The sequence below is a fragment of the Streptomyces tsukubensis genome, from assembly GCF_003932715.1.
Lineage (GTDB): Bacteria > Actinomycetota > Actinomycetes > Streptomycetales > Streptomycetaceae > Streptomyces > Streptomyces tsukubensis.
Map to the genome: position 1 here is coordinate 272,298 of NZ_CP020700.1, position 21,440 is coordinate 293,737.

General features: G+C 72.2%; 17 protein-coding genes. 8 read left to right on the plus strand and 9 right to left on the minus strand.

Annotation, left to right across the window (positions count from 1 at the left end):
- Positions 1 to 352: 352 nt before the first annotated feature.
- Positions 353 to 949: an N-acetylmuramoyl-L-alanine amidase gene (locus B7R87_RS00820; protein ID WP_130585442.1), complete on the plus strand. Its 597-nt coding sequence runs from the start codon at positions 353 to 355 to the stop codon at positions 947 to 949.
- Positions 950 to 1,058: 109 nt separating this feature from the next.
- Positions 1,059 to 2,312 (plus strand): GAF domain-containing protein, encoded by a 1,254-nt coding sequence (locus B7R87_RS00825; RefSeq protein WP_202488492.1) that lies wholly within the window; start codon positions 1,059 to 1,061, stop codon positions 2,310 to 2,312.
- Between the two features lie 396 nt (positions 2,313 to 2,708).
- On the opposite strand, the gene B7R87_RS00830 is transcribed toward B7R87_RS00825, so the two are convergent.
- The 3 genes from B7R87_RS00830 to B7R87_RS00840 form a co-directional block, all read right to left on the minus strand.
- Positions 2,709 to 3,362: a 4'-phosphopantetheinyl transferase family protein gene (locus B7R87_RS00830; RefSeq protein WP_006351036.1), complete on the minus strand. Its 654-nt coding sequence runs from the start codon at positions 3,360 to 3,362 to the stop codon at positions 2,709 to 2,711.
- 10 nt (positions 3,363 to 3,372) lie between these two features.
- Entirely contained in the window at positions 3,373 to 3,630 is a 258-nt protein-coding gene (locus B7R87_RS00835; RefSeq protein ID WP_006351035.1) for a hypothetical protein, read from the minus strand.
- A gap of 138 nt (positions 3,631 to 3,768) precedes the next feature.
- A complete protein-coding gene (locus tag B7R87_RS00840) occupies positions 3,769 to 4,626 on the minus strand; it encodes a class-II aminoacyl-tRNA synthetase family protein (RefSeq protein WP_006351034.1) in 858 nt (285 codons plus the stop codon).
- Between the two features lie 549 nt (positions 4,627 to 5,175).
- Between B7R87_RS00840 and B7R87_RS00845 the strand changes: the two genes are divergently transcribed.
- The 4 genes from B7R87_RS00845 to B7R87_RS00860 all read left to right on the plus strand — a co-directional run bounded on the left by B7R87_RS00845 (position 5,176) and on the right by B7R87_RS00860 (position 10,766).
- Positions 5,176 to 6,273 (plus strand): phytanoyl-CoA dioxygenase family protein, encoded by a 1,098-nt coding sequence (locus tag B7R87_RS00845; RefSeq protein WP_006351033.1) that lies wholly within the window; start codon positions 5,176 to 5,178, stop codon positions 6,271 to 6,273.
- Positions 6,255 to 7,583, plus strand: a complete 1,329-nt coding sequence (locus B7R87_RS00850; protein WP_006351032.1) for a DUF6271 family protein — start codon at positions 6,255 to 6,257, stop codon at positions 7,581 to 7,583. The genes B7R87_RS00845 and B7R87_RS00850 overlap by 19 nt, the downstream gene beginning before the upstream one ends.
- A gap of 107 nt (positions 7,584 to 7,690) precedes the next feature.
- On the plus strand, positions 7,691 to 9,502 hold the full coding sequence (locus B7R87_RS00855; RefSeq protein ID WP_040917164.1) for a condensation domain-containing protein: 1,812 nt from the start codon (positions 7,691 to 7,693) through the stop codon (positions 9,500 to 9,502).
- Entirely contained in the window at positions 9,492 to 10,766 is a 1,275-nt protein-coding gene (locus tag B7R87_RS00860) for an MFS transporter (protein ID WP_006351030.1), read from the plus strand. The genes B7R87_RS00855 and B7R87_RS00860 overlap by 11 nt, the downstream gene beginning before the upstream one ends.
- A gap of 63 nt (positions 10,767 to 10,829) precedes the next feature.
- On the opposite strand, the gene dpgC is transcribed toward B7R87_RS00860, so the two are convergent.
- The 6 genes from dpgC to B7R87_RS00890 form a co-directional block, all read right to left on the minus strand.
- A complete protein-coding gene (gene dpgC / locus B7R87_RS00865) occupies positions 10,830 to 12,128 on the minus strand; it encodes a (3,5-dihydroxyphenyl)acetyl-CoA 1,2-dioxygenase DpgC (RefSeq protein ID WP_078902482.1) in 1,299 nt (432 codons plus the stop codon).
- Positions 12,125 to 12,796: an enoyl-CoA-hydratase DpgB gene (dpgB, locus tag B7R87_RS00870; protein ID WP_006351028.1), complete on the minus strand. Its 672-nt coding sequence runs from the start codon at positions 12,794 to 12,796 to the stop codon at positions 12,125 to 12,127. The genes dpgC and dpgB overlap by 4 nt, the downstream gene beginning before the upstream one ends.
- On the minus strand, positions 12,790 to 13,956 hold the full coding sequence (gene dpgA / locus B7R87_RS00875) for a 3,5-dihydroxyphenylacetyl-CoA synthase DpgA (protein ID WP_006351027.1): 1,167 nt from the start codon (positions 13,954 to 13,956) through the stop codon (positions 12,790 to 12,792). Before dpgA ends, dpgB begins: the two co-directional genes overlap by 7 nt.
- Before the next feature lie 72 nt (positions 13,957 to 14,028).
- Entirely contained in the window at positions 14,029 to 15,399 is a 1,371-nt protein-coding gene (locus B7R87_RS00880; RefSeq protein WP_006351026.1) for an aminotransferase-like domain-containing protein, read from the minus strand.
- Positions 15,396 to 16,418 (minus strand): 4-hydroxyphenylpyruvate dioxygenase family protein, encoded by a 1,023-nt coding sequence (locus B7R87_RS00885; protein WP_006351025.1) that lies wholly within the window; start codon positions 16,416 to 16,418, stop codon positions 15,396 to 15,398. The genes B7R87_RS00880 and B7R87_RS00885 overlap by 4 nt, the downstream gene beginning before the upstream one ends.
- A 42-nt stretch (positions 16,419 to 16,460) precedes the next feature.
- Positions 16,461 to 17,513 carry an MBL fold metallo-hydrolase gene (locus tag B7R87_RS00890; RefSeq protein ID WP_052704667.1) on the minus strand — a complete coding sequence of 351 codons (1,053 nt, stop codon included), beginning with the start codon at positions 17,511 to 17,513 and terminating at the stop codon, positions 16,461 to 16,463.
- 1,298 nt (positions 17,514 to 18,811) lie between these two features.
- Between B7R87_RS00890 and B7R87_RS00895 the strand changes: the two genes are divergently transcribed.
- Complete coding sequence (locus B7R87_RS00895; RefSeq protein WP_006351023.1) at positions 18,812 to 19,888, plus strand: ParB/RepB/Spo0J family partition protein; 1,077 nt, start codon at positions 18,812 to 18,814, stop codon at positions 19,886 to 19,888.
- Between the two features lie 616 nt (positions 19,889 to 20,504).
- Positions 20,505 to 21,368 (plus strand): transcriptional regulator, encoded by an 864-nt coding sequence (locus B7R87_RS00900; protein WP_233168729.1) that lies wholly within the window; start codon positions 20,505 to 20,507, stop codon positions 21,366 to 21,368.
- The last annotated feature ends 72 nt before the right edge of the window (positions 21,369 to 21,440 follow it).

Genomic DNA, 21,440 nt, shown 5'->3' on the forward strand with positions numbered 1-21,440 from the left:
TCGTACGGCGGGGCCCGGGGCCCCGGAGGCCCCGGGCGGCGCTCCCGTACCGCGCCGTACCGAAGTCTCCGGACAAGGCCTGTCGCCCGTCTTCCGCCGTCGCCCGGCCGGACGTACCGTGGATCCGCTCGGGCCGGACCGGCCGGGACCGGCTCGTGCCTCCCGCCGGACCGGCCCGGGACCAGTCCGCTCATCGGCCCGTCGGGTGCCGGGGCCGTTCCGCCGAGTTCGTGACGGATGGCACCCGAAGGCGGCGACATCCGCACGGAACGGCCCACGGCACGAGATCCTCATGACGGCCCCCGCTTGCGCGCCGTCCGGAGGCCATCCGCTTCCGCCCCCAGGAGAGACCATGGACCGTCGTGAACTGCTCCGGTCGGCCGCCGTGCTGTCCGCCGCCGGGATCCTGCTGCCGGCCGGCACCGCCCGGGCGTTCCCCGCGGCCGCCGCGCCGGTGCCGGTGGTGGACGAGCCCGGCGCGGTCTGGCGGCCCGCCGCGACCGCCAACTACACCGCGTCGAGCCGCCCCTCGGCCTATCGGATCGACCGGGTCGTGATCCACGTCGCGCAGGAGACCTTCGACGACACCGTCCGGATCTTCCAGGACCCGGCGCGGCGTGTATCGGCGCACTACGTCGTCGGTTCGTCCGACGGCAGGCTCGCCCAGTGCCTCCGGGAGCGGGACATCGGCTGGCACGCGGGGAACTGGTCGTACAACACCCGCAGCATCGGCATCGAACACGAGGGCTGGGTGGACCGGCCCGAGTACTTCACCCATGCGCTGTACGAGAGGTCGGCCGCGCTGACCGCGGCGATCTGCGACCGGTACGGCATCCCGAAGGACCGGGCGCACATCATCGGTCACCACGAGGTCCCGGGTGCCGACCATACCGACCCGGGGGCGTTCTGGGACTGGGTGCGCTACCTCCGTCTCGTCAACCTCGTCTGAAACCCGGCTCCACCCGGTCGCTCCCGTCCCGTGCCGCAAATTCGGTCGGCCTTTCGGCTCCTTGTCGCGCCCCGCCGCCTCGGCCACGATGGTCCCCTGGGAGGCCGAGTTGAGCGATGTATGGGTGGCCCTGCAACCGGGCGCCGATCCTGTGGCACGGATCGCCGAACTGCGCCGCGCGCACGACGCGTACCTGACGGCGGGCCGGGTCGAGCGGAGGGTCCGGCCGGTGGTCGCCGACTCGTGGCGGCGCTCCGCCCGGGCCCGGGTCAGTCCGGAATCCACGGTGGGGGTGGAGCTGGCCGACGACGACCTCGTGGCCTACCGCGAAAGCCATCCGCTGGCCCGGGTGATGCCGCTGGTACGGGAACTGACCGGGGCGTACGCCTGGGACGGGGACCATCTGGTGGCCGTGTGCGACGCGTCGGGGAAGCTGCTGTGGGTGGAGGGGCCGCCGGCCACCCGCCGCCGGGCGCGGGCGATGAACTTCGTGCCCGGCGCCCGCTGGGCGGAGTCCGTTGCCGGGACGAACGCGCCGGGCACGGCGCTCAAGGTCGGGCGTCCGGTGCAGGTCTTCGCGGCCGAACACTACTGCCGGCCCGTGCATCCGTGGACCTGTGCCGCCGCGCCGGTCCACGATCCGGCCACCGGGCGGGTGCTGGGGGCGATCGACATCACGGGCGGCGACCGGCTCGCGCATCCGCACAGTCTGGCGTTCGTCTCGGCGGTGGCCCGGGCAGCCGAGACCCAGCTCGCCCTGCTGGCCCCGCCGCCGCCCGCGGACAGCGTCCGGCTGTCGGCGCTGGGGCAGGACGAGGCCCGGCTGGTGGTGGCCGGGCGCACGCTGCGGCTGACCCGGCGGCACAGCGAGATCGCCGTACTGCTGGCCTGCCGCCCCGATGGAATCGGCGGGGAGGAGCTGCTGACGGAGCTGTACGAGGACGAGTCGGTGACGCCCGTGACGCTGCGGGCCGAACTCTCCAGGCTCCGCGGGCTGCTCGGCGGCGACCTGCTGCGCTCGCGCCCGTACCGTTTCGCGGCCCGGGTCGACGCCGATTTCACCGCGGTGGCCCGTCGGCTGGCTTCGGGCTCGCTGACCGGCGCGGTCGGCGCGTACACCGGTCCACTGCTGCCCGGTTCGCAGGCGCCAGCGGTGGTACGGCTGCGGCGGCGGCTCGGGGACCAGGTCCGGGCGGCGCTGATCGCCCGGGCCGACCCGGGGCTGCTCGGCGACTGGGCCTACAGCCCCTGGGGCGAGGACGATCTGCCGGTCTGGCAGACGCTGGCCTCGGTCCTCGACGGTTCCCGGCGTGCGGCGGCGCTCGCCCGGGTGCGGGAGATCGACCGGTGGCAGCGGTCGTGATCCCGCACGGGTCGGCGGCGGTGGTCCCCCGGTGCCCGGCCCGGACCGGGGCGGCGGCCTGGTAGCCCTGGCGCGCAGGGCCACCGCACGACAGGCCGTCGGCGGGCAGCGCACCGGGCGGGGAGTCCGGGCGCGCGGGCGGACCGGCGGTCGCTGTCCGCGGTGTTGTACGTCCCCGGGCCGTACCGCAGGCGCCGCGCCGCCCCGGACCGCCGGTCACGGCTCCCGGACCGGCACCGCCGCTCCGACCGCGCCGCCCCGGCCGCCACCCTCACCGGCCGCACCCTCACCGGAGTCGTCCACACCGCGGGTTCACCACGGCGCCGGGTGCCGTTCCGGTGTCCGGTGTCTGGTGTCTGGTGTCTGGTGTCTGGTGTCCACTGTCCGGGCCGTGGCTCAGCGGCCCGAGACCGCCGGGGCCCGGCGGGACGCGGAGAAGGTCATCGCCGGGGTACTGCTGGCGACGCTCACCACGGCACCGCGTTCCCGATCCGTCCACTCCAGCAGCCGCAGCCCTTCCCGACCGGCTTTCAACAGGGCTTCCCTGCGCACCCACAGCCTCAGCAGCGCCGGGCCGGGGTCCGGCTCGGCCGTGGCCGCGTGCAGTTCGGCCGCGGGGAGCAGCTGTCTCAGCATCGCCACGGGCCCGGGACGGCGCGCCGCGGGCTCCACGTCGATGCCGACGGCACCGGGCCCGGCGGCCGCGGCCACGAGTCCGTCGGTATGGCTGAGGCTCACCCCGATCCCGGGGTGTCCGGGCAGATACGGACGGCCGTGCCCGGAGCGGCCGCATTCGGCGCAGTACTGCGCGGGTGCCGCATCGCGCGGGGGCCATCCGGTGAACCGCGCCACGCACAGCCGGAGCAGCAGCCGGGCGGCCACGACGTCGTCGCGGCGGCCCGGCAGTCTGATCGGCGCCAGCCGGCGCAGCTCCCAGGGTTCGAGGAGGCCCTCGTGCAGCTCGGGATGGGCGAGGACCTCCGCGGTGGTGGCCACCGCGGCCACGGCGGGCCGGGCCTCGTCGAGGGCCGGAGCCCCAACGCCGGTCACGGGCGGGCTCTCATCCGGCCGCGGTCGCGGCGGCGGCGGTTCCCGACGGGGTCAGGAAGCGCTGTTCCACCCGGCCGAGGGTACGGAAGTCGTCGATGGTGACTTCCTGGAGGTCGATGCTGCTGCCGGAGATCTCCTCCAGCAGCTCGACGAACTCCACGAAGTCCATGGAGTCGATGAGCCGGGCCTCGATGAGGTCCTCGTCCTTGTCGACGGGGCCGTCGAGGCCGGGGTTCTTCTCGTGGAGCCAGGCGGCGATGCGTTCCATGGGGTGGTTCCGCTCCTTGGGTGTTCCGGAACGGTCGGGACCGGTTCCGGAGTCGACGGGAAGACGCGGTTGCGGACAGCGGGAGGCGGCCGTGAGGCGGACGGCCGCGGGGCGCCGGGTTCCGGCGGGACCGTGCGGTCAGGTCCGGGCGGCGCGCAGTCGGTCCAGGGCCCGCTCGGCGGTGCCGTGGGCGAGGATCATCGCGTGGACCCAGCGTTCGACACCGAAGGCCACACAGGCGCTGTAGGCGGGTCCGTGGGACCCCGCGCGGATGTCGAGGCGCTCGCCGAAGAAGTTGCGGTGCCGGTTGACGGAGGCGATGGCCGTGCCGTCGGGTGCGCTGAACTCGTGCTTGACGGGGTCGAGCGCCATCAGCTTGGCGCGGGAGCCGCCCCGGTCGTAGAACGGGTCGTCGGCCGTGGCCCGGGTGAGGTCGAGGCCGAGCCGGCCCGCGGTCTCCAGGACGAACGCGGAGCCGCGGTCGAGGTGGTCGACCGCGCCGTCCTTGGTGCCGAGGTAGAGGACCTCGCGCATATGGAAGCCCCAGAGGCGGCGCAGACCGTCGTAGTGGGTCTCGTTGCGGAAGCAGCGGCCGGTCGCGGAGAGCCGCAGACCTTCGTCGCCGACGTCCGTTCCCTCCAGCGAGAGCAGCAGTCCGTAGCAGGTGGCGGACGGCAGCAGATGGCCGGTCGGCCGGAGCGGGAGTTCACCCGGTGACTCCCCGGCCGCCAGGCCGTCGAGGGCGTCCGGGGCGAAACGCCCGGCGGAGACGCCGAGATGGGGGAAGTTGCGGAAGAAGTCGAGGCGGGCGAGGCCCGCGACCGACAGCAGCGGCGGTCCCACCACTTCGGGGGCGGCGAGCCGGTCCGCGAGGCCCGTGAGCAGATCGTCCAGGCCGTGCAGCAGGGCGGTGTGGACGGGGTCGAGCGTGAGCAGACCCGCGCCGGGGTTCTTCAGTCGGCCGTCGGGTAACGCGGTGACACTGGCTGTACTCATGGAAAAACCGTTCCCTCTCGCATGGGCGAACCGTTCGGGACCGTGAGCCGGGGGGTTCCGGCCGGAGACGCAGCGGCAGGACCTCGTCGGCGCGGACGTCCCACGAGCGTGGTCGCCGTTGACCGCGGCGCAGCGGAGAAGCCTGACCGGGCCCTCGTCGGAACGGGCCGGAGCTGCGGCGCTGGGACGGGACCCTAGGGCAACCATTCGCTAGTTGTCTAGACCAAAGCGACCGAACCAACGAACGCGACCAGTTGGAGATTTCGGGCGGTGCGCGCACCGGTCCAAATTCGGCCCGGCCCTTGACAAGGGTAGTGGTCTGGACCAATTCTGCTGGGCAGCGCGGCACCGGATACGCCGCCGCGAAGGCGCCGTCCCACCCCGGTCGCCGGGGTGCGACCCCTGCCGAGGGCCGACTCCCGCTGCCCTCCGACGTCCGCCGGGCCGCCCCGACCGGTTCACCGGGCATCCGGCCCGCCCCGTCCCGGCGCCGCGGTCCACGCCCGACCGCCGAACCGTTTCCCCTGATCGCCGACTTGGAGAAACCGCATGATGGCATCGACCGCACCCGGCCGCACCCGGCGCCCCCGACTCCACCGGGCGGCCTCCGGCCGCCCGTACTTCAGCGCGGACGGCGAGTCGTATCTGGCCCAGACCGCGTTACGGGAGCTCAAAAAGGACCACCCGCTCCGCGTACTGTCCGAGGAGGACTTCGCCCACTGGCAGACGTACGGCTACGTCATTGTCCGGGAGGCGATCCCGGCCGGGTCGGCCCGGCGGCTGCTGGACTTCACCTGGGACTTCCAGGGTCTGGACCCGGACCGGCCGGAGAGCTGGTACGAGGACCGGCCGTTCCGCTCCGAGCTGGACCAGCAGCTCCACGTCTACGGGTTCGTGGAGGCCTACCACCACCAGTTGCTCTGGGACAGCCGCCAGTCCCAACGGGTGTACGACGCCTTCGCCGACGTCTGGGACTGCGAGGAGCTGTGGGTCACCCTGGACCGGCTCAATCTCAACCCCCCGAACGTCGGAAACCGTGACCGGGCCCTGATCGAACCGACGGACCGCGGCTTCGACATCGAACTCCACTGGGACATCGACACCACGCTCGGCGTCCCGCCGCAACGGGTCCAGGGCATCATCGCGCTCAACGACACCCGGCCCGAGACGGGCGGCTTCCAGTGCTGCCCCGAGCTGTTCCGGCAGTTCGACGAGTGGAAGGTCCGCCAGCCAGCGGACCGGGACCCGCTGCGCCCCGCGATCGACCGTGCCGAACTCCCGGTCGTCCGGCCCGAACTGCACCCCGGCGATCTGCTGATCTGGAACGGCCTCCTCGCCCACGGCGTGGCCCGCAACGCCTCCGAGAACGGGGTGCGGGCCGTGCAGTACCTGTCGATGATGCCCGCGCTCGAAGAGCACACCAGGCTGCGGCAGTCCCGGGTCGACTCCTGGCGGCATCTGCGCACCCCGCGCTGGAACCGCACCCTGGTCGGCGATCCCGTGCTCCACGAGTCCAAGCGCTATCCCACCGCGTCCCTCACCGAACTGGGCAGCAAACTGCTCGGACTCGGCTCCTGGCACGACACGGACGAGTCCGTTCCGGCCGGCGGGCAGAGCGGGGAGCCGTCGTGCGCCGCGTCTGTCTGACCCTTCCCACCAACCGGGCCTGTGCCACGACCATCGCGGCCGTCGCCGGGGAGGCCGCCGACGGCGCCCGCCGGTTCGGCGTCGAGGTGCAGCTGCTGGTCCTGGACTCGTCCGGCGCCCCGGAGCGGGCCGGGCACCGGGCGGCGATCGCCGCCCTGCCCGAAGCCCCCGGGGTGGTCATCCACCATCTCGACGAGGAACAACAGCGGTCCTTTCTCCGGAAGGTGATCCTCCGGTCCGGTGCGGCGGCCCCGGACCGGATCCTCCGGCTGATGCTGCCGTCCGGAGTCTCCTACGGCGCCTGCACCAACCGCGCCTTCCTGTTCGCCGAGGCCCTGGGCTGCGCCTCGGTGCACCGCCGGGACTCCGACAGCGGCTACCAGACCTTCGGCGGGGAGCCCGTTCACCCCCTCGTCCACGAGCTGACGGCCCTCGGGCGTCCCGCGGCCGAGGCGGCGGAGCTGGTGACCCGGAGCAGGCTCGACCCCGCCCTCCGGGAGCGGACGGTCGCGCTGGTCGGCGGCTCCTTCGTGGGTGAGATGTCGGTGGACGTCGCGGAGATCCGCCGGCTCGACCCCGCCGTCTACCGCGATGTGGTCGGGCTGTCCGTACCGGCGGGCTATCCGGAGATCTGGCGCGCGAACCTCGTCGACGAGGCGTTCCGCGGTGCCGGGACCGAGCCGTTCACCGGCGATCTCACCACTCTCACCCGTGTCGCCCCGGCCCGGGTGGACATGTGCAACATCGGCCTGGACCGGGAGGTCTACGGACGGGTGCCGCTGCCGCCCGCGACCGACACCATCGGCAGCGACTACTTCCTCGTCCACCTCGTTCACGACGCCCGGCTCCCCGGGGTGCTGCACAACCGCCATATCGTCAACTACCACACCGACGAGCGCCGTACCGGCGCCGGCTTCCTCGCCTACCAGACGCGTTTCGCGAAGTTCCTGCTCGCGGCCCGGTACTTCGACGACGTGTACGCGCGGCTGCAGGCGGCGGACGGGGGGCTGCTCGACGACGGGGGCCGGATCCGCGCCTCCACCGTCGCCGCCTGCGTCAGGGACAGCAGGGGCGCGGACCGGGACGCCGACGCGGAACGGCTCGGCCTCACGGAGGTCCTCGACGTGCTCGACCGCTCGTACCGGAAACTGGGCGGCCGCTACGCCGCGGTGGCAGACGGCCTCGCGGCCCGCCGCGGCGGACTGCTGGACGAGGCCCGCGCGGACACCGCGGACTTCGCCCTCCTCATCGACGCCTGGGAGCCCCTGGTCCGCGCCTGCCGGAACGAAGGATTCCGCGCAGATGGTTGACCGCCCCTGCCCCTCGGCCGCCCGTAGCAGCTCACCGAAACCCTCGAAAGGCACCACATGAACGCATTACCCGGAACCTCACCCGAGTGCGGGCCGGTACCGGCCTCATGACGGTGAGCCGACAGGCAGTGAGCGAAGAGCGGTCGGTCCGGCCGACTGTCGAACGGACCGTCACCGTCCGCTACTCGGGCGGACTGCAGCGCCACGGCCCCGTCACCATGGGGCAGGCCAATATGATCCGCTGCATCCTGCGGGACGACCCGACGCACATCAACATCCACGCCGTCTGGCCGGTGCCCCCGGAAACCGGGCCCGAACCGGTGATCGACGCACTGCGTGCCCTGGTGGTACGTCACGAAGGGCTGCGTACCACCTTCCCCGGGGCCCCGGACGGGCCGCCCCGCGAGCAGCGGGTCTCGGCCTCGGGAGCGTTCACGGTCACCGTCCTCGACCTCGATCACGACCACGACGACGCGCGGCTGCCCGGGGACACCGCGGCGTACGCCGAATCGGTGGCGCGCGACGCCCGCGCCGGCCGGTTCCGGCTCGACCGGGACTTCCCGCTGCGGATCACACTGATCGCCCGGCGCGGGGAGCCCCTCTTCGTGGCGCTGGCGGCCAGTCACGCCGTCACCGACGGCAGCGCACTCGCCGTTCTGCGGGAGGAGTGGCTCGCGCTGCTGGCCGGGGAGTCGCTTCCGCCCCCGGCCGTGCTCACCCCGCTCGACCTCGCCGAAGAGGAGGCGACCGAGGCCGGGCTGCGCAGGTCGGAGGCGTCCCTGCGGTACTGGGAGCAGATCATCCGCACCGCTCCGCAGGCGATGTTCGCCGAGCCGGGCGCCGTGGGGACCGAGGTCCGGACGCCGCAGCTCACCCTCCGCTCGCGGCGCGGGGCCGGGGCGCTGGCCCGGGTGGCGCAGCGTACCGGCGCGGTTCCGTCCACCGTACTGCTGACCGCCTGGTGCACCCTGATCGCCCATCGCACCGGTCAGGACGCCTGTGTGGTCGCCGTTCCGACGGCCAACCGGTTCCGGCCGCTGCTGGCCCGCTCGGTGAACACGCTGTCGCAGGACTCGCTGCTCTGTCTCGACGTCCGGCAGCCGTCCTTCGACACACTGCTGCGCCGGGCGTGGGGCGCCGCGCTCAACGCCTACCGGCACAGCAGGTTCGATTCGCTCGCCCTGTGGGAGATGATCGGGCGGGTCACGTTCGAACGCGGCAGCAACTTCGCGCGGGACGTCGTCTTCAACGACGTCTCCACGCTCCCCGCGGCACCGTCCGCACCGGCCCTCTCCGCCGGGTCCCCCGGCCCCGAGCTGGAACTGACCCGGGGTCCGGACCAGCTGCTGCCGACCCGGGCCCTGACCTTCGTGTACGAGACGGACCCCCTGCTCCGTCTGGCGATGTGGGCCGACCCCGCGCTGTTCCCCGGTGACGAGGCGGAGCTCTTCCTCACCGGTCTCGTGCGCCTCCTGGAGGCGGCCGCGGTGGACGACGTACAGCTCACCGCCCTCACCGAAATCACGGGCGTCCGGCCGGTGGAGCGGGACGGCCGGTGGCGGCGGGTGGACAACTGCTGGGTCTCGCCGCCCGCCGTGGCCGCATCCCTGAGCCGGGTCCTCGGCGGCGTACCCGTGCAGGTCACCGTGGAGGATCCGGTTCCGGACACCCCGCCCGGCCCCGGCGCCGGGGAGGTCCTGACGGCCTGGATCACCGCGGGCGCCGTCCTGCCGACACCGGAACAGGCCCATGCGGCGCTGATGGAGACCCTTCCCGGGCGCCCCGGGCTGCTGGCTCCCCACCGCTATGTGATCGTCGACGACCCGCCGCCGCGGGCCGGGGACGGCGGTGCACGGCTCGGACGGCGGATTCTCTCGGAAGGGGACGGCCGGAACCGGCCGATATCGCATGACCATTGACGACGTACCTCTCCAGGAGAAGCGGCAGCCGCTGCCCAGTCCGTGGAGATCGGTGAACTTCCGGCTCTTCTTCACCGCCCGCAGCGCCTCACTGCTGGCCGACGGCATGCTCATGGTCTCGCTGACCACCGCCGTCCTCGGGGCGGGATACGGGGCGGGCGGGGTGGGCTACGCGCTGGCCGCGTGGATGGCGCCGATCGCGCTGCTGGTGCTGTTCGGCGGAGTGCTCGCCGACCGGTTCACGCCACAGGTGATGATGATCGGCGCCGATGTGGTGCGGATGCTGGCCATGCTCGTGCTAGCGGGGCTGCTGGTCGCGGGTGATGTACGGCTCTGGCAGATCATGGCGCTGATGGCTGTCAGCGGTGCCGCGACCGCCATGTTCCAGCCCGGTCTGGCGAGCATGGTGCCGCAGGTCGCCGAGGACATCCAGCGCGGCAACGCGCTGCTGCGGATCTCGGAGGCGATGAGCGCGCTGATCGGCCCGGGGCTCGCCGGTCTGGTGGTGGCCTACTGGGACGTGGCGGGCTCGTATCTGGTGATTGCGGCGGCCTATGCGCTGAGCGCGGTCGGGCTGGCGCCGCTGCGCAGGCTGAGGACCGTACGGGACGAGGGCGACGACCCGCTGCTGCAGCGGCTGCGCACCGGATGGCACGAGTTCAGCTCCCGCCCCTGGCTGTGGGGCGTGATCGCGATCTGGGCGGTCTACGGTCTGTTCGTGTTCGGCCCGGCCATTCCGCTGGGGGCGGCGCTGATCACCGAGCAGCACGGGTCCGCGGGCTACGGCTGGATCGCCTCGGCCGACGGTGCCGGCACGATCGTCGGCGGGCTGCTGGGAATGCGGGTACGGCCCCGCCGGCCGCTGGTCGCGGGGGCCTGTGCGATGTTCTGTTTCGCCCTCAATCCGCTGGCGCCCGCGCTCGGCTGGAACTTCACGGCCACCGCGCTCACCGGGGTGCTGGCCGGCTGCGGTTTCGCCTTCTGGGGTGTGATGTGGGCGACGAGTGTGCAGTCCCATGTTCCGCTGGCGGTGCTGAGCCGGGTCTACGCCTATGACGTCGCCGGGTCGATCATGGTGATTCCGCTGGGCCGGGCGCTGTCCGGTCCGGCGGCCGACGGCTTCGGTGCCGATCGGGTGCTGCTCTTCTCCTCCGTGATGGGTGTGGTGTGCATCGTGGCCATGCTCTGTGTGCCCGCCATCCGCGGGCTGGTCCGGGAGCCGGCGGCCGCGACGGCGGTGGAAGGGGGCGGTTCCGGCCGCTGACGGCGGTGTCCGGGCGGGCGGCGGTTCGCGGACCGGCCGCCCGCCCGTCCCCCGGGACCCGGGCTATCCCGGCGGGACCGGTGGTGCCGTACCGCCGCCGGAGAACCGGCCGACTTTTTCGATCACGTCCGGGCTGTGCAGCCGCAGGGCCTGTTCGAGCGCGAACTCCGCCATGTACGTCCGGAAGGCTTCGGGGTCCTCCTCGGTGATGTTCAGCATCCGCCGGTTGGCGGCGACCGCGGGGCCGCGGAGCCGGTCGAGGCTCTGTTCGACGGCCCGGTCCAGCCGGTCCGGGGGGTGGACCTCGTCGACGAGGAGCCGGGCCTCCGGGTCGGTGGCGTGGATCCGGTGGCCTTCCAGCACGATCCGGCGGGCCAGTCGCGGCCCGGTGTAGCGGGGCAGCCGGAAGTTGGCCGCTCCGGGGACGATGCCCTCCTGGGCGGCGGGCAGGCTGAGATAGGCGTCCGATGCGGCCAGAACGTGGTCGACGACGAGCAGGATCTGCATCCCGCCGCCGATGGCGAAGGTGTCGACGGCCGCCACCCAGGGTTTCGCGGTACCGGGCCGGTGCCGGTGCGTTCCGTCGTCGAGGTTGAGGCCCCGCAGGATCTTGTGGAGATAGCCGAGTTCGCGGCGGAGCAGGAAGCCCGCGAGGGAGATGTCTCCGGCGTGCAGGCTCTTGAGGTTGATCCCGGCGCTGAACACCCGTTTGCCGCGGTAGCGCGGGTGGGTCATCTCGCCGCCGCGGAGCAGGCAGAGTTCGGCCCCGGGGTCGAGGAGGGCGAGGTCGACCGCGGTCTCCATATCGTCGACCTGGCGTTCGTCCTCGGCGTTGAGGCAGTCGTCACGGCACATGGTGAGCCGGGCGACGCCGTCCCGGCGTTCCAGGCGTACGGAGCCGAGGTCGGCCGTCCCGGTCGCGGTGAAGGCGGGCAGCAGGTCGAGGGCCCGCGCGGTGGGGCGCAGGAGCGCTCCCATGAGATGGCGGCCGGAGACGGGCGAGTGCAGGATCCGGGCGAAGAGGACGCCCAGGTCGATCTCGTGTCCGGCCTTGCGGGCCTGGGGCAGCGCACGGTCGGCCGCCAGTTGCGCCGTGGTGGGGACGAGCCCGGGGAAGGCGTCCCCGGCGGCGGCGGCGAGTTCGGCCAGCCTCGGGGCCCGGTCGCGGCCCGTGGTGAGTTCGGTGTAGACGGCGTCGGTGTGGGTGTCGAGGAAGGCGGCGCGCAGTGCCCTGAGCCGGCCGGACGGCGGGTCGGGGTCCTGTCGCGCGGCCCGGGCGAGTGCCGTCCGGGCGCGGGGCAGGGCGGCCCGCATCTCCGCCGGTTCCACCGCTCGTACGGGGACGGTCGTACCACCGGTCATGTCGCCGCCTCGCCGGTGGAGCGGCGCAGGACGCGGTCGCAGGCGGCCAGATGGGCTCCCAGCGCCTCTTCGAAGGGGACGGTACGGGCGTCGAGCAGCAGTTGGCGGCGGATGGCCAGTTCGGGTCCGGCGAAGGGCGCGGTCCGCTCGGCCGCCTTCGCGACCGCTGCCGCCGGATCGTCCGTGACTTCGTCGAGGAGGTGCAGGGCACGGGCCCGGGCGGCGTCCAGCGGGGTGCCGTAGAGCGCGGCCCGGCGGACGGCGGCGGTGCCGGACGTCTGCTGGGCGAGCCGGTGCAGGGCCATTCCCGGCCAGGTCGCCCCGTCGACCACGGGCGGCAGCAGGCGTACCGACGGTGCGGCGATGCGGATGTCGGCGGTGAGGAGGACGTCGAGGGCGGGTCCTCCGCAGTCGCCGTCGGCGACGGCGATCGTCGTCACGGGGAGTCGCTCCAGCCGGCGCAGGGCGCGTTCCCATTTGTTGACGAGGCCCACGGTCAGCCGGCCGGTCCAGCCGGATTCCGGGGTTCCGGAGACCTCGATGACGACGGGGCCCGGTCCGCCGGAGTCCTCGGCGCCGTCGCAGAGGGTGCCGATGGCGGCGACGGTGTCCGCCGTGGGCGGCCGGCGGCCGTCGATCCGCAGTCTCTTCTCCGCCGCCCTCACCATCGGACCAGCGCCGTTTCGATGGTGGAGCCCGGCCCCATGGTCATCAGCACTCCGAGGTCTCCCGCTCTGACGCAGTCCTCCCCGAGCAGTCGCTCGTAGGAGAACAGGAACGATCCGCTGGACAGGTTTCCGTAGTCCCGCAGGACTCCGGTGGTGTGGCGCAGGTCGTGGCGGGTGAGGCCGAGGTTGACCCGGACGGCGTCGATGACCTTCTTTCCGCCGGAGTGGACCAGCCAGTGGGCGATGTCGCCGCGGCGGAGTCCGGCGCCGCCGAGCAGCCGGTCGATCACCCGCTCGGCGTGCGCGCCGACGACGTACGGGATCTCCGGGTCCAGATAGAAGCTGAACTTGTGCTGGTCGTCGTCCCAGTCGTAGCGCATGGCGTCGACGGCGTCGGTGATGAGGTGGCTGGCGAAGCCCAGCACCCGGGGTCCGGCCGAGGAGGCACCGGGCTCCGGCAGTTCGCGCGGGGCGGGTCCGGCGGCGTCGGGCGGGTCGGCCAGGACCGCGACGGCCGCGGCTCCGTCGCCGAAGAGGCTGTTGACGACCGCGGTGCGCAGGGTCGAGTCCATGACGTAGGCGGCGGAGCAGGCTTCGGCGCAGAGCATGACGGCGACTTGTCCTGGGTGGGCCGTGGCCCATGCCGTCGTGGCGTTCAGCGCGTTGAGGCCCGCGTTGCAGCCCATGCCGACGACGTCGACCCGGCTGCAGTGGGCACCGATGCCCATGTCCTTGATGAGCAGGGCGCTGAGGCCGGGGGTGAGGAATCCGGTGGTGGTGACGCAGCACAGGTAGTCGATGTCGGCGAGGTCGAGTCCGGCGTCGGCCAGGCAGGCGCGGACGGCGCGGGCGCCCATGTCGAGGGCGAGGCGCCGGTGTTTGGCGAGCAGTTCGCCCTGGGGTTCCTGACGGAACGTGCCGTCGGTGTCGCGGGCGGGGAGGGTGAGGTGGCGGCGTTCGATGGCGCTGTTCAGGAAGACGGAGCGGACCCGGGGGTCGGTGATCCGGAAGAGGTCGAGCAGGGTGCGCTGGTCGTACGAGGTCGCGGTGGTGGCGGTGCCGACGCCGATGATGCGGCTGGGGCGGGCGGGGTGCTTGGATTCGGGCTCGGGGGCCGTGGAGGTGAGGCCGGGGCCGACGGGCGCGATGGTCGTGGTCATCGGTAGGTCCACCCCCACATCCGGGGTCTGCTGCGCGGACGGCGTACTACGGAGCACATGCGGTGCGTCCTTTCAGTGCCGGGCCGCCATCCGGATGAACCGCGCCAGCCGGGCGGTTCCCTCGTGGATGTCGGCATGGGTCAGATAGCTGACGGACAGTCGCAGGACGTGCTCGCCGCCGCCCTGCGGATAGAAGTAGGACATGGGCGTCCAGAGGACGCCGAACTCCTCGGCGGAGCGGGCGAGTGCGGTGTTGTCCGCCGCGAAGGGCACTCGGACGGCCAGGAAGAAGCCTCCGCCGGGGCGGTTCCAGCCGACTCCCAGCGCGCGGCGTTCGGCTGCGGGGAAGCAGCGTTCCAGTGCCCGGAGCGTGGTCCTCATGGCATCGCCGTAGTGGCGTGCGGTGCGGGTGTTGTGTTCGGCGGCGCCGCCGCCGCCCGCGAGGAGCATCCCGCCGACGACGGCCTGGCTGAGGGAGGAGGTGTTGACCGTCACCATGCTCTTGATGCGGACGAGTTCGTCGGCGAGCAGGCCGGTGCGGCCGTCGACGTCGGTGACCACCTGGTCCGCGACCGCGTAGCCGACCCGGGCGCCGGGGAAGAGTGATTTGGCGAAGGAGCCCAGCTGGACGACGCGCCGCTCGCCGTCGAGTGACTTCAGGGTCGGCAGTTGCCGTCCGGGGCTCACCAGCCGGTAGGGGCTGTCCTCCAGGATCAGGAAGTCCTCGCGGGCGGCGAGTTTCAGCAGCTCCTGCCGCTCGTGGAGGGGCATCGTGGCGCCGGAGGGGTTCGAGTGGTCCGGGATGACGTAGAAGGCGCGGGGGCGGCGGCCGCGGGCGCGTTCGGCCCGGATCGCGGTCTCCAGGTCGGCGCAGCGGAGTCCGGCCGGGCCCTCGCGGACGGCGGTCGGTTCGATGTCGAGCAGGCGGGCGGCTCCGGTGACTCCGACGTAGCAGGGGCTGGAGACCAGGAGCGCGTCGCGGGGGCCGGCGATCAGGGCCCGCAGGGTCAGGAGCATCGCCTCCTGGCAGCCGACGGTGACGACCACGGATTCGGCCGGTACGTGGGTGTTCTCGTCCACGCGCAGGGAGTCGGCGACGAGTTCACGGATCTGGCCGCCGGTCGGCCCGTACTGGAAGAGCGCGTCCCGGATGCGGTCCGGCGAGTGGCCGGACGCGGCGAGGTGGTCCATGTAGCGGCGGATGTGGGTGAAGATCTGTTCGGGGTCGAAGAATCCGTCGTAGGGGCGGCCGGGGGCGAAGGAGATCGCGTCGGGGTAGCGGTGGGTGATCTCGTTGAGGAAGTTCATCGTGTCCAGCACCGGGTCGGTGAGGCTGCCGTGCAGCTCTTCCCTGGCCAGTGCGGGGAGCACCACGGGGGGCCGGTCCGGGGGGCCGGGGAGGACGTGGGCGCCGCCGTCGCCGTCGTGGTGGTGGTGGTTCATTCGGCGGCCTGCCTGTCGCGCTCGACCGCTTCGTACAGGGCCCGGTGGTGCGCGGGGCCGAGTCCGCGGGAGCCGCGGCGTTCGATCAGGCCGTGGAAGAGGGGGCTGCGCCCGTACGGGGACCGGCTCAGCGCCTGGAGCAGGGTGCCGGGTTCGTCGCGGTCGGCCAGGATCCGGGCGGCCCGGAGCCCGTCGAGGCCGGTCCGGACGGCCGGGACGCGTTCGGGCAGGGAGTCGTAGTAGTCGTCGGGTACGGGCAGGAAGACGACTCCCCGGTCCCGGGCCTCGTGGACCGCGGGGACGATGGAGTCGACGAGGAAGGAGAGGTAGCGGGCGCCGGGTCCGCCGTTGCGTTCCAGGAAGGCGTCGAGCTGCCCCGGCTGTTTGCGCGGGTCGGGGGCGGCGAGGGCGAGGGTGACCCGTCCGGAGGGGCTGCGCAGGACGACGGAGTCCATGCCGTGTTCTCCGGCGTCCACGTATCCGGCGGAGTGGCGGACGAGTCCGAGTGCTTCGCGGTACAGGTCGGTGTACTGGCCGAGCGTGGCGGCTTCCAGGCAGAGGGCGATGTGGTCGGTGTGCCGGATCCGGCCGGTGGGCGTGGCGCCCGGTGCGCCGGGTACGGGGACCCAGTTGCGTCCCGGCGGTGGGGTGCCGGGGCCGTCGCGGCGGGACAGCAGGGTATGGGTGAGGCTGCCGCAGCCGAGGATCGCGGGGCGGCCCTGGGCGGAGCCGGTGACCGTGGCTCCAACGGCCCGTGCCGACCGCAGGGTGTGGGTGACGTCGTCGCAGGTGAAGGCGATGTCGGCGATGCCGTCGCCGTGCGCGCCGAGGAATTTCCAGGTCGCCGGGCCGGTGGTGACGATCAGTCGGGCGGTGCCCTGGCGGAGCAGTGCGCTGCTGCGGTCCACGCCCACGGCCTCGGCTTCCCGGGTGAAGCCCAGGGCGGAGACGAAGTAGTCGACGACGGACTTCTTGTTGCTGGTGTACAGCTCGGTGTAGGCGACGTCGTACACGGCCATGCGGAGCCTCCCGGGCAGGCGTATGACGAGGGGCGGGGTGCGTTACCAGCGCCATTCGTGCTGGTGGAAGAGGTGTCCTGCGGTGATTCCGCGGTCTGCGCACCACCTCGTGAAGCTTTGGATCCCGGGGGCCCGGTACGGGTCCGCGTGGGAGGGTGCGGCCGTGGTGTGCCCCGGCCAGGGTTCGTCGCCGGTGGCGTAGACGTATGTCTCGGCGGCGCCCAGTTCCGCGGTGACGGCGGCGGCCTGTTCGGCGCTCGGGCCCGGTGGTGTCCGTGGGGTGTCCGGCCGGGTCAGGCCCAGTTTGGCCATCAGTGCCTCGTAGTGCCGGGCGGGTGGGGTGCCACCGGGGTCCATGGCGAGGAAGGCGTAGTCGGCCGCGCCCAGGCGGTGGCGGATGCGCCGGCAGGGTTCGGGGTCGTCGCCGTAGGCGTCGGTGCCGATGAACGCCGATCGGCCGGCCAGTTCGACCCAGTACGCGGACCGGCCGCCGGTCCCGGGAAAGGGGGTGGCCACCACCCTGCCGCCGGGGAAGCCGAATTCGTCGTACTCGCCGGCTTCCACCACGGGAAAGCCGAGCCGGCTCAGGAACAGCCCGGTGGAGGGTTCACCGGGTTCGCTGCGGGCGGAGCGGGGGGCCACGACGGCCCCGATGCGTCCGCGCAGCTGGAGCAGGGTCTCCAGCACGATGCGGCCGTGGTGGCCGTGGGTGACCAGCACCAGGTCGATGAAGTCCGGCAGGTCGTCGAGGGTGTAGCGGCCCCTGCCGTTGCCGTCGGTGCTGAGGAACGGGTCGGTCACCACCGCGCCTTCGGGGGTCTGGAGCGCGAGACAGGCGTTGCCGAAGTAGCGGATGCGTCCGCCGGCTTCGGGGCGGCGGTGCGGGGCGGGGCTCGCGTGTGCGCGCAGCAGCAGGGCCAGCTGCTCGGCCTGTGCGTCGTCGAGTTCGAGGGCGGTGCGCAGGCTGTCGAGTGCCGACGGCACCTGGGACCGGCGGAGTTCTTCGAGTACGGCGGGTTCGGGGGAGATCTGCGGTTCGGCGGGTTCGGGCGAGACCTGTGGTTCGGCGGCATCCGGCGCGGTCTCCCGCGGCAAGGCGGGCTCCTCGGCGTGACCGTCCTCCGGCTCCGAATTCCGGTTGGTCGCTGCGCGCGGTGCGGCGAGTCGGCCGTACGGCGTGATGGCAGGCGCCGTCGTAAATCCCGGATTCATTGCACCCGCTTCCGTTTCCGGGTTATGGGGTTGGGCGGAGAGCCAATCCGGGAGGGGTACGAGTGCCGCTTTCGGCGGGAGGGCCCTCGGCCCGTCCGCCCTATGCGCCCCCGACTCCCGGAAAGCAACCGGGCCCGGAGATCGAGGATCCTCCGGCGTCCGGACCGGGTCCGCCGGGACTCGGCCTCCTCACTATGGCGCGCGGCGGCTCGGGAGAACAAGCCGCACCAGGGGTGTTCAACTGCCGCGCCACGCACTTGAACGATCACAGGTATTCCTTTCCGGCATTCGCTGCGGAGCATTTCCTGCTGCGATCCCGGAGAACGGCCGGATATCCGCGGGCAACTCCGCCCGGCCGCCCGCGCCCCGGGAGGCCCGGGTCCGGCAGCCGATCCGCCGATGCGTGGCCCGCCCCTCCGGGGCACGGCCGCGGGAGCCGTACACCCGGCGCTCCGCACCGGGTCCGGTCCGGTCGGCCGCAGACCGCCCCCGTGACCACGCGCGTCCAATTGGTCGCTATTGGCCGAATGTTTCGAACATACACAGGAGTACTCAATATCCCGGGGCGATCGACCGGGCGACACAAAGGATGTACCGGCGTAGCGCTTTTTCCGTACCCTCCATCACCCCCGCGCAGTACGGGGAAACCGCGCCGAAACACCCGAAGCCGTAGACTTTCGAAGCCGTCGCAACTGCAAGCCTCAGGCAACTTCAGGGGGCGATCACGCGGTCATGGGTGTGGATCACAACCGCCCGCACCGGCGAAACACGCCCGATGTCCCGGTGATCGCCCGGAACCACCTCGGGAAAAGCGGCCCACCGCCCTGACCGTTGGCGACGGGTGTCAACGCGCCACACCAAGAGGGAGGAAAGAACCGGGAAATCAACAACTACCCGGTTGACATCACAACAAGCCCGACTAGCATCGAACACCGGAAGCGTCGACGCAAACCGGTCATACGCTTCCGGGAAGTCCGAGCACCCGAAGAACCGATGATCCGTCAGATTCACTGCACCGTTCATCCCGTCTCCGCCGGTAGATCAAATATTCTGCTGCGCTCTCTCCGTATTCCCTCACCCGAAGCGTTCGACTGCCCATACGCCCTGTCGCGGTGGGTTATTTTTTGTGCTGAATATCGAATTACTGAACTTCCGCGCCCGCTACACCAAAGGGGGATGGTGTGATCACGAGAGATTCCGAATCCGATAGAGCACCCGCCGGCCCGGCAACCGGACCGGGAGACACGGTCGGCGGGACGACGGACCCGTCCGGGGAGTCCGTCGAACTGCCACTGTCCTTACTCCAATTCGGCGATTCGCCCCGGCTCACCGGACAGGACACCAAGTACACCGAGCAGCTTGCGGAGAGCGACGCGCCGCTGCCGCCGATCGTGGTGAACCGGCGGAGTATGCAGGTCGTCGACGGTGTGCACCGTGTCCTGGCCGCGATACTCCGCGGCCGGAAGACGATCGGTGCCGTGCTCGTCGACGTATCGCGGGAGGACGCGTTCCTGCTCGCCGTCCGGTCGAACACCCGGCACGGGCTGCCGCTGTCCCAGGCCGACCGGCGGGCGGCGGCGGCCCGGCTGATCTCCTCGCATCCGCAGATGTCCGACCGGATGATCGCGCGGGTGTCCGGTCTCGGGGCGAAGAGCGTTGCGGGGATCCGCCGTTCAACCGCTGCCGCGACACAGTTGAACGCCCGCGTCGGCAAGGACGGCAAGATCCGGCCGGTGGACCGGGCGGCGGGCCGGCGGCGGGCGGCGGAGGTGATCGCCCGGAACCCCGAGGCGTCCCTCCGGGAGGTGGCGCGGCTGGCGGGGATCTCCCCGGCCACCGCCGGCGATGTCCGCAAGCGGCTGCTGGTGGGCGACAGCGTCGTCGGGGAACCGCCCCGCGCGGCGGTGACCGCCCCTGAACCGGTGGAGCGTCCCCTGCCCGAACCCCGGCAGGGCGCCGCACGGGAACCCCGTGAGCGGCCGACCTCCCTGCTGGAGCCGCTGCTGCACGATCCCGCGGTACGCGGCGCCGAACGCGGACGGAGACTGCTGCGCCTTCTCCAGCTCAACGTCATGGGTGTACACAAGTGGTTCGAGCTCGCCGATGCCGTACCGCCGCACTGTGACGCCTTGGTCATCGCCCTGGCCCGGCAGAACGCCGACACCTGGCGCGAGATCGCGCGGACCCTGGACGAGCAGGTGCTCCCGGCGGCCCGGCTGGGGCCGGGTCATGGAAACCGGGCGGCTCCGGCGAGCTGATCCCTGCCACGACACAGCCGCTGCGGTGCCGGAATCCCCGGGGACACCGGAACGTATCCCGGGCAGCCGCCACCTCCGGCCGCCGGAGCACCCGATTCGGCCGCCCCTGTCCGGGCGGGGCTGCCTGGCGTATCGGTGGTCCCGCCCGGAGACGGACGTACCGCCGTGCCCCGTACCGAATTTCTCACCGACACCCAGTTCAATGCCCTTGACAGATCCCCGAACCGGGACCCTTTGCCCCTCTTTGCCGGACCACTGCCGTGCCGCCGATGCGAACATCATCCGGCGGCGTTCCCGGACACCGGACGGCGTTCTCCCTGCACAGGAAATCAGGGCAAGCTCCCGCGAAATAGCCGAGCCCGCACGCGAGGTGATCACTTTGCCGTTGCCCGATGCCGCCACGACGTCCGCCCCTGCCGTGCGACAGGCAAACATCAGTACAACGGAATGGGGGAAGTTACATCATGTCAAACCCGAGCAGGATATTGTCGCCGTCGCTATCTCGGCACTGACCCTCGGTGAATCTCCGCGAGTCGAAGGTCAGGACCAAGAACATATCATTCGACTGGCGGAGGCGGAAAGCCCGCTGCCTCCCATTGTCGTCAACAGACGCACCATGCAGGTAATTGACGGGGTGCATCGCGTCTTCGCCACGATCCTGCGCGGCGAGGACCGTATCAATGCCGTCTTCTTCGACGGAAGCGCCGAGGATGCCTTTCTCTGCGCCGTTCAGACCAATATGGCCCATGGTCTTCCGCTGTCGCTGGCGGACCGGCGGGCCGCGGCCGAGCGGATCGTCGCCTCCCACACCCATATCTCGGACCGTGCGATCGCCCGGGTCACCGGTCTGGGGGCCAAGACGGTCGCCGCGCTCCGGCGCCGGCCGGTCCTGACCGCACCGCAGGTGTCCACGCGCGTCGGCATCGACGGCAGGACCCGTCCGCTGAACAGCACGGCGGGACGGATACGGGCCGCCCAGGTGCTCGCCGCCCGTCCGGAGGCCTCGCTGCGCGAGGTGGCCAGGCTCGCGGGCATCTCGCCCGCGACGGTGAGCGACGTCAAGCGGCGGCTGGCGGTGGGCGAACCACCGGCCGGGAACCCGCCCGCGGTATCCGGGACGAAGGCCCCCGCCGGGCCGGATCCCGGGGCTGGGGTACCGTCGCATCCCGTACGGCAGGAGCGTTCCCCCGCCCCCCAGACCCCCGCGGAGAAGGCGTCCCGGACCGGACGGCGGACGGTCGCCGTCGCTCTCGACCCCGGCCATGCCCTGGAGAAACTCCTCCGCGACCCGTCCCTGCGCCAGAAGCAGACCGGCCGGGAGTTGTTGCGGCTGCTGCACCACAACGCCATCGTGATGAAGGAGTGGCCGGAACTCATGGCAGCGGTTCCGGAACACTGCATCAGAACGACGGCCGATCTGGCGCGCCAGTACGCCGAGAGCTGGATGCAGTTCGAGGAGCAGGTGCGCACCACGGAGTGAGCGGCGGCGCCGGGCGGCGGCACCGTCAACCCCCCGCGGGGACTCCTCGACGGCTGCCGTCCCCTGCGCCCG